This is a genomic window from Tianweitania sp., assembly GCF_032053605.1.
Lineage (GTDB): Bacteria > Pseudomonadota > Alphaproteobacteria > Rhizobiales > Rhizobiaceae > Tianweitania.
In genome coordinates this window covers 1-11568 of sequence record NZ_DAMBUH010000103.1, presented here as the reverse complement: position 1 = coordinate 11568, position 11568 = coordinate 1, and the positions used below count along the sequence as shown (strand labels likewise).

Here is an 11568-nt window from a genome sequence, read left to right as displayed (position 1 = left end):
TGTCTTTCGTTGCGATGGCCGGCGATCAGGTGGTTGGCTCGGTGCGCCTGACGCCGATCGCGGCCGGCGAGGGCAGGGGGCATATGCTCGGGCCACTCGCCGTGCGTCCGGCCTTCAAGAGTGCCGGCATTGGTCGCACGCTTGTGGCGCTGGCACTGGATGCGGCGCGAGTCGCGCGCTCGCCCCTCGTCATGCTGGTGGGCGATGCGCCTTATTACGGACCGCTGGGCTTCGTGCGGGTGCCGTTCAACCAGGTCGAGATGCCGCGCCCGGTTGATCCGTATAGGCTGCTTGCCTGCGAATTCGTGCCGGGTTCGCTGGCGCGCCTGCGCGGCGCGCTCGACCATGCCGACCGGATCATCAAGCCTGATGTCGCGTCGATTGAACGGCCGGCGGATGACCTTGCTGCCGAGCCTTTGCGCGCGGCAAGCTGATCGGGTTTAGTGGCCTTCGAAGGCAATCAGCGTGTTGACCTGAACGCCCAGCGTTTCCAGCTTCTTGCGGCCGCCGAGCTCGGGCAGGTCGATGACGAAACAGGCGGCGACGATGTCGGCGCCCATCTGCGTCAACAGCTTCACCGCGCCTTCCGCGGTGCCGCCGGTTGCGATCAGGTCGTCCACAAGGATCACGCGCTCTCCGGGCTTCACCGCGTCGCGATGCATTTCCATTTCGTCGACGCCATATTCCAGGCTGTAGGCCACGCGCACGGTTTCATGCGGCAGCTTGCCCTTTTTGCGGATCGGCACGAAGCCCGATGACAGCTGGTGCGCCATTGCGCCGCCCAGGATGAAACCGCGCGCTTCGATGCCGGCGACCTTATCGACCTTCAGACCGGCATAGGGGTGAACCAGTTCATCGATTGCGCGGCGGAACGCACGGGCGTTGCCGAGCAGAGTAGTGATGTCGCGGAACTGCACACCTGGCTTGGGATAATCAGGGATCGTGCGGATCGACTGGTCGAGGAAGTCTTCGAGGGAACTCTTCATGGCTCTACCTTGTGGGGTCGAGGAACAAAAGAAAAGGCGCCTGACGGCGCCCTTTCAGTTTTTGATGGGAGAGCAAGGCTTAGTGCGCCACGCCGGCCCACACCTTGCGCTTGGTCATCCACAGCAGGCCGATGAAGAGCATCAGGAAGATGATGACGCGGAAGCCGATCATCTTGCGCTCGTCCAGGTGCGGCTCGGCAGCCCACATCAGGAAGGCCGACACGTCGCGCGAATACTGGTCGATCGTCTGCGGCGAACCGTCTTCGTAGGTGACCTGATCGGCCGAAATCGGCTGCGGCATGGCCAGCGACTTGCCCGCGATGAAGTACGGGTTGTAATGTGTGCCTTCCGCGACTTCCATGCCTTCCGGCAGGGTTTCTTCGTAGCCCGTCAGCAGCGCATGAATGTAGTCGGGACCACCTTCCGCATACTGCGTGAAGACATCGAACACGAAGCGGGGGAAGCCGCGTTCCACTGTGCGCGCCTTGGCCATCAGCGACAGATCAGGCGGGGCTGCACCGTTGTTGGCAGCGGAAGCCGCTTCGTCGTTAGGGTATGGCGATGGGAAATGATCCGACGGCAAAGCGGCGCGGGTGAACATTTCACCATCCGCATTTGGGCCGTCCGTCACTTCATATTCGGCGGCAAGCGCCCGAACCTGCTCGGCGGAATAGCCGAGGTCTTCGAGGTTGCGGAAGGACACAAGGCGCAACGAATGGCAGGCCGAGCAGACTTCCTTGTAAACCTTTAGGCCGCGCTGCAACTGGCCGTTGTCGTAGCGACCGAGCGGACCCGCGAAGCTCCAATCCAGTTCCGCCGGGCGGTGGATCGGGAAATGCGTTGGGTTCGCTTCGTTATGGGCTTCTTCCTGTGCGAGGGCGGCAGTTGCCATCGTCGCGCCAAGGCAAAGTGCCGCCAGTCCCGAGAGGATCTTTTTCATCATGTCGTCCTTTCGAGTCCTGGGCTCAAGCCTTGGTCTCAGGCGCAGCAGCTGCACCCGCCGGATGTGCCGCGGCACTTCCGTGGTTCTTCGCAAGCACCGCTTCCGTGATCGAGTTCGGCAGGCGACGCGGCGTCTCGATCAGGCCGAGAACCGGCATGATGACGAGGAAGAAGCCGAAGTAGTAGAGCGTCGCGAGCTGAGCCATGACCACGTAAGGCGGTTCTGCCGGGCGCGAGCCGAGCCAGCCAAGCAGGATCGAGTCGACCACGAAGAGCCAGAAGAACAGCTTGTACCAGGGGCGGTAAACGGCCGAACGAACCTTCGACGTGTCAAGCCAGGGCACGAAGAACAGGACTGCGATGGCGCCGAACATGGCGAGCACGCCGCCGAGCTTGGAGTCGATCGGTCCGATATTGAAGGTGATGGCGCGAAGGATCGCGTAGAACGGCAGGAAGTACCATTCCGGAACGATGTGGGCCGGCGTCTTCAGCGGGTTGGCGACGATGTAGTTGTCGGGGTGGCCGAGGAAGTTCGGCAGGTAGAAGACGAAGTAGGCGAAGAGCAGGAAAAACACCACCATGCCGAGCGCGTCCTTGACGGTCGCATACGGCGTGAATGGGATCGTGTCCGTCTTCGACTTCACCTCGATACCAGTCGGGTTGGTCTGACCCGTGACATGCAGCGCCCAGATATGGAGCACGACGACGCCGGCGATCATGAAGGGGATGAGGTAGTGCAGCGAGAAGAAGCGGTTCAGGGTCGGATTGTCGACCGCGAAGCCGCCCAGGAGAAGCTGCTGCACCCATTCGCCGGCCAGCGGAATGGCGGTGAAGAAGCCGGTGATGACGGTTGCGCCCCAGAAGCTCATCTGGCCCCAAGGCAGAACGTAACCCATGAAGCCGGCAGCCATCATCAGAAGGAGGATGATGCAGCCGAGGATCCACAGCAGTTCGCGCGGCGCCTTGTAGGAACCGTAGTAAAGACCGCGGAAAATATGGATGAACACGGCGAAGAAGAACATCGATGCGCCGTTGGAGTGCAGGTACCGCAGGAGCCAGCCCGAATTCACGTCGCGCATGATCTTTTCGACGGAGTCGAAGGCCAGCAGCGTGGAGGCCGTGTAGTGCATGGCCAGCACGACGCCGGTCAGAATCTGGACTACCAGCATGATGCTGAGAATGCCGCCGAACGTGTAGGCGTAGTTCAGGTTGCGTGGCGTCGGATAGGAGATGAAGCTGTCGTGCATTAGCCGCGGTAGCGGCATGCGTGCATCAATCCAGCGTCCAATTCCGGTCGTCGGCGTATAAGTCGAATGTCCACCGCTCATAGTCTGCTTCTCTCGCCTTAACCGATCCGGATCGTAGTGTCCGAGATAAACTCGAACGTCGGAACTGCCAGGTTCTGCGGAGCAGGGCCTTTGCGGATGCGGCCGGCCGTATCATAATGCGAGCCGTGGCACGGGCAGAACCAGCCGCCGAAGTCGCCGGACTGGCCGAGCGGCACGCAGCCAAGATGGGTGCAGGAGCCGACCATGACGATCCAGTTTTCCTTGCCTTCGCCAGCGGAGCGATCGAGGTCGCTCGCCTGAGCATCGGCGGGAAGATTGGCGTTGCGGGCGATCGGGTCCTTGAGGTCGGTCAGGGGAACCTTGTTGGCTTCTTCAAGCTCGGCCGGCGTGCGGTTGCGGATGAAGATCGGCTTGCCGCGCCACTTGGCGGTGATGGACATGCCCGGTTCCACGCTGGAAACGTCCACATCCACGGTGGCGAGTGCCAGTGTGGATGCGTCGGGGCGCATCTGATCGATGAAGGGCCAGGCCACGCTTGCAGCGGCCACGACACCTGCCATACCTGTCGCGATATAAAGGAAATCGCGCCGGGTCGGTTCGGCGGTTTCGTTTGCGCTCACGGAATAGTCCTCCTGACCGTCGAGCCAATGGCTCCGTTGTCTCATCGCCTTGCCGACGTTTCCGCCGGCTGGGACCACCAGATCATGCACGCGCGCCGTGAAGCCGCCACGGAATCCCTGGTAGTTTGCGGCATTTTCTAGGCGTCTGTGAGGGGGTTGTCCATATGGTCGCAGAACGGGTGGGCAGTTTGTCGCAACATTGTTGCAAGTGCCTGCCGAGCCTCACGATTTCAGCGCTGGCTCTACTTGGCGCCCAGCCGGACAAGAACCGCTTGGGGAATGGCGAGGTCGCGGATGACGCCATCATGGCGGCGCATGCCACAAAGCTCGCGCTGGATAAAGAAGCCATGTACGGCATCGGCCGCAGCCTTGAGCAGAGCGTGGCGATCGGGATGATGCGGCCCGGCCTCGGCAAGCTTCGTGAGCGCTTTCGCAGCCTGCGTACCGGCGCGGCCAAGCGATGATGCCTTCTCACCCGCGATCTCCGTGTTCAGCGCATCGAACAGGACATCGCCGGGATGCACGCTGCCAAACTGGGACGGGAGACGAAGGCTCATGATGACCTATTCCGCTGCGAGGCGATCGGCCAGGAAGCCGCCGGACTGGCGCTTCCAAAGCTGGGCGTAAAGGCCATCGCGCGCCACAAGCTGGTCATGCGTGCCTTCTTCCACGATTTTACCGCCGTCCAGCACGACGATGCGATCGAGCGCCGCGATGGTCGACAGGCGGTGCGCGATTGCGATGACGGTCTTGCCGTGCATCAGCTCGCTCAGGCTGTCCTGGATGGCTGCTTCGACTTCGGAGTCGAGCGCGGACGTGGCTTCGTCCAGCACCAGGATCGGCGCGTTCTTCAGCATCATGCGGGCGATCGCAATGCGCTGGCGCTGTCCGCCGGACAGCTTCACGCCGCGCTCGCCGACATGGGCGTCATAGCCGGTGCGGCCCCTGGGATCGCGCACGCCGCCAATGAAGTCATGCGCCTTGGCTTGGGTCGCGGCGGCGATGATCTCGTCTTCCGTGGCATCCGGGCGGCCATAAGCGATGTTGTCACGGATCGAGCGGTGCATCAGCATCGGATCCTGGCTGACGACGCCAAATTGCTGGCGCAGCGAGGTCTGTGTCAGGCTGCGGATATCGCGGTTGTCGACGAGGATGCGGCCGGCTTCGACATCGAACAGCCGCAGCGCGAGGTTCACCAGTGTCGTTTTGCCGGCGCCCGATGGGCCGACCAGCGCGACGCGCTCGCCGGGCTGGATGTGAAGGTTGAGGTGGTCGATGACACCGCCAGCCTTGTCATAATGGAAGGAGACATCATCGAAGCGCAGGTCGCCGCTCGCGCGTGGCGCGACGATGGCATCCGGGGCATCCTGGATGCCGGGCTTCACCGAGATCGTGCCGGTGGCATCCTGCACGGTGGCGAAGGAGCGGATCAGGCCGTTGATGTTGAACATCATGTAGCCGGACATCTGGTTGAGCCGGAACACGAGGCCGATGGCCGTTGCAACCTGACCGGTCGAGGCTTCGCCGTTCTGCCAACTATAGACTGCCAGCAGGGCCACACCGGCCATCATGAAGCCGTTGAGGATAGCAATGGCGCCGCGCACGCGGGTGATGCCGCGTGTCATTTGCTTCACGGCGGTAAGATACTGCGCCATGCCTTCGCGCACGAAGCCATGCTCGCGCCCGCCGCTGTCGAACAGTTTCACAGCCATGATGTTGGTGAAGGCGTCCACCAGCCGGCCATTGACCAGCGAGCGTTCATCCGCTGTCTTGCGACCGGCGGCACGTAGCGGCGGCAGGAGAACCCAGGCTGAAGCCAGGTAGCTCGCTAGCCACAGGCCCAGCACCACGCCCAATAGGGGATCGAGCGTCGACAGGATCGTCGCGGCCAGGATCAGGAAGGTGACGAAGCTCCACATCGTCTGCAGCGACGAAGTGATGAAGTCGCCCGTTGCTTCGCCGCCTTGCAGGATCTTGGTAGCGATGCGGCCGGCGAAATCGTTCTGATAGAACTCATAGGGCTGGTCGATCACGCGCCGGAAGGCCTGCCAGCGCACGAGCTGGTAAAAGTTGGGCACCACGACCTGCTGCTCGACCACGGCATTGCCGATCATGATCGCCGCGCGCACGAACAGGACGAGCACGAGGAATGCGAGGAGGTGCGGCCAGTAATCGACGACGAGCGTCGCGGGATTGGCGGTATCGAGGATGTCGATCAGCCAGCCGACCGACCAGTAAAGTGCGGCATCCACCGCGCCTGATAGGCCGCCGGCAATCAGAAGCAGGATGAACGGTCCTTTCGCCTGTTTGGCAAAGAACAGGATGAAGGCCCACGCGTCGCGCGGCAGCACTTCGCGTGGCGTATCGCCGAACGGATTAATGACGTTTTCGGCGCGTTGCCAGGCGCGCTCGCTTAAGGGTCGTTTTTCAGACGGGGAGGGATCGGGGGTCAGCACAGGCTTGATATAGGTTCACTGCTCCATGAGTGACAGCCCGGCCGCTTTATTCTGCTGCCAGATCCTTCGGCCTTTCGGCCTGCGCTCCGATCGCCTCGGCCTCTTCCTGCATCAGGAAGCCGCCGGATTGGCGCTGCCAGAGCTGAGCATAAAGCCCACCCCGGGCCACCAGCTCGTCATGCGAGCCGTCCTCGATCACCCGCCCGCGATCCATCACGATCAGCCGGTCCATGGCCGCGATGGTCGAGAGACGGTGCGCGATGGCGATCACCGTCTTGCCTTCCATCAGGCGATAGAGGTTCTCCTGGATCGCGGCTTCGACTTCCGAGTCCAGTGCCGAGGTCGCTTCGTCGAGGATCAGGATCGGCGCGTCCTTCAGCATGACGCGGGCAATCGCGATGCGCTGGCGCTGGCCGCCGGAAAGCTTGACGCCCCGATCGCCGACATAGGCATCATAGCCCGTACGGCCCTTGTGATCGCGCAAAGCGGCGATGAAGGTTTCGGCGGATGCGCTTTCGGCCGCTCGCTTCACCATCGCATCGTCGGCATCCGGCTGGCCATACAGGATGTTGTCTCGCACGGACCGGTGCAGCAGGGACGTGTCCTGCGTGACCATGCCGATCTGCGCGCGCAAACTGTCCTGCTGAACCCCAGCAATGTCCTGACCGTCGATCAGGATGCGGCCGCTTTCTACGTCGTAGAAACGCAGAAGCAGGTTTACCAGCGTCGACTTGCCAGCGCCCGAGCGGCCGACCACGCCGACCTTTTCGCCCGGACGGATCGTCAGCGAGAGATCGCCGATGATGCCTTTGCCCTTGCCGTAATGGAAGCCGACGCGATCGAAGCTGATCTCGCCCTTGGTCACCGCAAGCGGCTTGGCGCCGGGAACGTCTTCCACCACGCGCGGCAGTGAAATCGACTGAATGCCGTCCTTCACCGTGCCGACATTCTCGAACAGCGCGGACACTTCCCACATGATCCACTGCGACATGCCCCACAGGCGCAGCACGAGGCCCAAGGCCACCGCCACGGCGCCGATCGAGACCAGATCACCCAGCCACAGCCACAGCGCAATGCCGGCAACGGAAGTCAGAAGCAGCGCGTTGAGGATGTAAAGCGAGCCATACAGGCCGGTCACCAACCGCATCGAGCGGTAAACGGTCTGCAGGAAGTCGAACATGCCTTCGCGGGCATAGGACGACTCGCGCTTGGCATGGCTGAACAGCTTGACCGTCTGGATATTGGTGTAGCTGTCGACGACGCGACCGGTCATCAGCGAGCGCGCATCAGCTTGTTCCGCCGCGACCTTGCCGAGGCGTGGCACGAAGAAGAACAGCAGGCCGATATAAGCCGCGAGCCACACGGCCAGCGGGGCGGCCAAGCGCAAATCTGCCGAACCGACGATGAACAGCACGCCCAGGAAGTAAACGATGACGTAGTTCAACACGTCGATCAGCTTGATGACGCATTCGCGCACGGCCAAGGCCGTCTGCATCAGCTTGGTGGCGATGCGGCCGGCGAACTCGTCCTGATAGAAGCTCATCGACTGCTTCAGGAGGTAGCGATGCACCTGCCATCGTATGCGCATGGGATAGTTGCCCATCAGCGTCTGCTGGCTGATCAGTGAATTGAGCACCACCGTCGCGGGCAGGGCGATCAGCACGATCGCGCCCATGCCGATCAGCTTCCAGCCTTCTGTCTGCAAGAAGGTTTCGCGGTTTTGTGCCGACAGCCAGTCAACGATGTTGCCGAGAAAGGCGAACATCCAGACTTCGGCCAGCGCAATCGCGGCCATCAGGATCGCGGCAAGGATGATGAAAGGCCACGAGCCCCTGGTGTAATGCAGGCAGAAGCCAACGAGCGTCTTCGGGGGCTCGACGGGTTCTTCGGTGGGGAAGGGGTTCAGGCGGGATTCGAACCAGCGGAACATGGGATCAATCTCGTAGTACAAAAAACGGTCGCAGGCGGCTGTTGAAGCCGGATGGTCATGACGGAAGCGAGCAAAGCACCTTCAGCCGACGAAAAGCGGGTGAAGGTGGATAAAGACCGAAAAGCAAGAACAACGACATGACGAAACCTCGGAACGGAAAGAACGGTCCGGCGGGGTTCGAGACGCTGCTTGAAAAGTAAAGCCTAAGAGGGTCGCGAAGCCGCCGTCAGGCGCCGATTGGCCGAAACAAGGGCCGGAGAAGGGCGCGCGGGATGTTTACAGTGATCATGTTTTCCATCCTTGTCCCCTCTGGTTCGCGTTGATGTCGGCGGCTTCATAGCCTAGTTGCGCGCAAACGGCCAGTCACGGGAATGGTTTTTTGTCTCAAGGGCAAGCAGCGCCAATCCAATCCGACACGCCATCTTGAACGGACACGCATCATGAGCGACCTGCGCATCGCGCTTTATCAGCCTGAAATTCCTGGCAATACCGGCGCGGTGCTGCGCCTTGGCGCCTGCCTCGGGGTCGCCGTCGACATTATCGAGCCGACCGGCTTCGACATATCCGACAAGAACCTGAAGCGCGCCGGCATGGATTATCTGGAGATGGCGGCGCTGCGCCGGCATACCAACTTCGAAGCGTTTGAAGCATGGCGCAAAGAAGAGGGTCGGCGCCTGCTTTTGCTCACGACCAAGGGTGCAGTGCCCTACACGCAGTTCGCCTTTGCGCCCAACGACATCATCCTGTTCGGACGGGAATCCGCTGGTGTGCCGGACAGCGTGCATGCGCTCGCCGACGCGCGGCTCACCATTCCGATGATGCCGGGCGCGCGCAGCCTCAACTTGTCGGTGTCGGCCGCGATCACTGCCAGCGAGGCCCTGCGCCAGTTTTCCGTTGCAGGATGAAGGAGTTGCGCGCCGTGGCCAACGATCTGATTCAAGCTGTTGACGCAGAGCGTCACGCAACGATCCTCGCGCTTAACAACGATCATGCGCAGGAGCTGTCTCTATTATCGGCCGAGGACCTCGCCCAAATGGTCGCGGGTGCGTTTCATGCACGGCGGATCGGCGACGGCGATGCTTTTTTGCTGACCTTTGATCAGGGCGCGGCTTACACCAGCCCCAACTTCCTGTGGTTCAAGGCGCGCTATTCGCGCTTCGTGTATGTGGATCGCATCGTGGTGTCACCGAAAGCGCGGGGACGCGGGCTCGCGCGGCGGCTTTACGAAGACTTGTTTGCGTGCGCCAAAGAAGCTGGGCACGACAGGATCTGCTGCGAGGTTAACGCGGAGCCGCCAAACCCGGCGTCGGATGCGTTTCATGCGGCGCTTGGCTTCACCGAAGTCGGGCAAGCGGCGATCCATGGTGGCGCGAAGACTGTTCGCTATTTCTGCCGGGGCGTGTAGCGAAGGGGCTTAGCGCCCCTCGCGATACCACATCGCGCCGATCGCCATCAGCAGCAGAGCGAGACCGAAGAAGCCGCCGAACAAGGGCGTGCGGCTGACGGATTGCAGCACGCTGTCGTCAGTGACGCGCAGGCCCATCCAGTCGCGGCCATTGGTTTCGCCATTGGCGCGCACCGGCACGATGTTGGGCAGGCTCAGGCCCGTGACGCCGCTTTCGAGCCGCCGCACGCTGCCGCCGGTTTCGTCCGCCACCGGCTGAAGCCGGTCCGTGGTAGACACGACATCGGCAAACTCCGGCGCGTTGAGCGGCCCGACATGGGCAAGCGCCGTCAGGTCGCCATTGGCAATCTGATAAAGGCCGACCTCATCGGTTTCCAGGCTGCCTGTGAACAGGCCCGGCTGGTTGGAGGTCAGCGGGATCTGCAGCCGCTTGCCAGTAGGGGAGATGACGCTGGCCGGGCCGGGATCGTCGCTCATGGTCTGACGCGTGACGTTCAGCACCATGCCGCGACCGTCGGCGATGAGCCGTTCTTCCTCGAGCTCAGGCTCCTTCATCAGCCAATGCGCGATGCGCCGGTAAAGCGAGACATGCGGGCCACCGCCTTCATAACCGCGCGCCCAGAGCCAGCCCTGGTCGGACAGGAACATGCCGACGCGGCCTTCGCCCTTGCGCTCCAGCACCAGCAAGGGCCGGTCGTCCGCACCCTTCATCACCACTTCGCCCTGCGTGCTGTCGACGCCGATCTGGCGGAACCAGCGGCTCCAGCGCGGCGGTTCCTGTCCTGAGCCTTCCAGCCCACGGGTGACGGGGTGACGCTGGCCGAGATCGGTGAGGCGCGGATAGAAGCCTTCTTCCACGACTTCGCCGGAGGGCAGAGCGGGCAGGGTGGACATCAGCGGCGTGTTGGCGATTGATTGCTGACCGGCATATTCGGGACCTGCCGCGATCAGCAGTGCGCCGCCGTTTTCGACATATTCGGCGATGTAGTCGTAATACAGGATCGGCAGCACGTCGCGGTGCTGGTAACGGTCGAAGATGATCAGATCGAAGTCGTTGATCTTGTCGACGAACAGCTCGCGCGTCGGGAAGGCGATCAGCGACAGCTCGTTGATCGGCGTGCCGTCCTGTTTCTCAGGGGGGCGCAGGATCGTGAAATGTACGAGATCGACGGAAGCGTCGGACTTGAGCAGATTGCGCCAAGTGCGCTCGCCGGCATGCGGCTCGCCGGACACCAGTAGCACACGCAGGTTCTCGCGAATGCCGTCGATCAGCGCGACGGCGCGATTGTTGGTGGTCGTGAGTTCGCCCGCCACGCCTTCCACCGCGAATTCCACGATGTTGCGGCCGGCGGTCGGGATCGTGACTTCGACAGTGGCCGGCTGACCCACGATCGCGCGTTCGGTGGCGACCGGATTGCCGTTAATCGACACGCGCACGTTCACCGCGTCGCCCTGACCGGCTGTGTCGAGCACGCGGTAGGTCATGGGGATCGGCTTGTCGACGAGCCCGAAACGCGGCGCGTTTTCCAGCCGGATACGCCGGTCGCGCTCGCCGTCCTCGCCGGTGATCAGCGCGTGAACCGGGGCTTCAAAGCCAGGATTGGCGTTGGCAGGCACATCATGCACCTGGCCGTCCGTCACCATGATTGCGCCGGCAATTCGTGACGGCGGCACATCGCGGAAGGCGCTGTCGAGCGCGCCGAACAGCTTGGTGTCCGTGCGATCCTCGGCCGACGCTGCCTGACCGGCTTCGATCTCGCGCACTTCGAACTGGTCGAAGCGCGCCAGCCGCGTTTTCAGCTCGGCAAGTGCTGCATCGGTCTGCGCGCTGCGGTCGCGAATGTCCTGGCTCTGGCTGCGGTCCACGACGAGCGCGACGACGCTCTTCAGGGGCTGACGCAGTTCGTCGAGCAGAACCGGGTTTACCAAGGCAAGCGCAA

The 11568-nt window shown here is 62.6% G+C and carries 11 protein-coding genes; 3 read left to right on the top strand and 8 right to left on the bottom strand.

What is annotated here, in order from left to right:
- Positions 1-434, top strand: a 434-nt coding sequence (locus RTX98_RS17180; protein ID WP_312798030.1) for an N-acetyltransferase, incomplete at its 5' end; no start/stop codon positions are given.
- 6 nt (positions 435-440) lie between these two features.
- Here the strand turns inward: RTX98_RS17180 and RTX98_RS17175 are convergent.
- From RTX98_RS17175 to RTX98_RS17145, 7 genes are all read right to left on the bottom strand, one after another.
- Complete coding sequence (locus RTX98_RS17175) at positions 441-986, bottom strand: adenine phosphoribosyltransferase (RefSeq protein WP_312798029.1); 546 nt, start codon at positions 984-986, stop codon at positions 441-443.
- 79 nt (positions 987-1065) lie between these two features.
- Positions 1066-1926 carry a cytochrome c1 gene (locus RTX98_RS17170; RefSeq protein WP_416223155.1) on the bottom strand — a complete coding sequence of 287 codons (861 nt, stop codon included), beginning with the start codon at positions 1924-1926 and terminating at the stop codon, positions 1066-1068.
- 25 nt (positions 1927-1951) lie between these two features.
- Entirely contained in the window at positions 1952-3256 is a 1305-nt protein-coding gene (locus RTX98_RS17165; RefSeq protein WP_189502872.1) for a cytochrome b, read from the bottom strand.
- A gap of 17 nt (positions 3257-3273) precedes the next feature.
- A complete protein-coding gene (petA, locus tag RTX98_RS17160; protein ID WP_416223154.1) occupies positions 3274-3882 on the bottom strand; it encodes a ubiquinol-cytochrome c reductase iron-sulfur subunit in 609 nt (202 codons plus the stop codon).
- Between the two features lie 197 nt (positions 3883-4079).
- Complete coding sequence (locus RTX98_RS17155) at positions 4080-4394, bottom strand: DUF6665 family protein (protein WP_312798027.1); 315 nt, start codon at positions 4392-4394, stop codon at positions 4080-4082.
- Between the two features lie 6 nt (positions 4395-4400).
- On the bottom strand, positions 4401-6293 hold the full coding sequence (locus RTX98_RS17150; RefSeq protein ID WP_312798026.1) for an ABC transporter ATP-binding protein: 1893 nt from the start codon (positions 6291-6293) through the stop codon (positions 4401-4403).
- Positions 6294-6339: 46 nt separating this feature from the next.
- Positions 6340-8223, bottom strand: a complete 1884-nt coding sequence (locus RTX98_RS17145) for an ABC transporter ATP-binding protein (RefSeq protein ID WP_312798025.1) — start codon at positions 8221-8223, stop codon at positions 6340-6342.
- 440 nt (positions 8224-8663) lie between these two features.
- Between RTX98_RS17145 and RTX98_RS17140 the strand changes: the two genes are divergently transcribed.
- Entirely contained in the window at positions 8664-9128 is a 465-nt protein-coding gene (locus tag RTX98_RS17140) for a tRNA (cytidine(34)-2'-O)-methyltransferase (RefSeq protein WP_312798024.1), read from the top strand.
- 14 nt (positions 9129-9142) lie between these two features.
- Positions 9143-9628, top strand: a complete 486-nt coding sequence (locus tag RTX98_RS17135; RefSeq protein ID WP_312798023.1) for a GNAT family N-acetyltransferase — start codon at positions 9143-9145, stop codon at positions 9626-9628.
- A gap of 9 nt (positions 9629-9637) precedes the next feature.
- Here the strand turns inward: RTX98_RS17135 and RTX98_RS17130 are convergent.
- On the bottom strand, positions 9638-11568 hold a 1931-nt coding region (locus tag RTX98_RS17130), incomplete at its 5' end, for a hypothetical protein (RefSeq protein ID WP_312798022.1).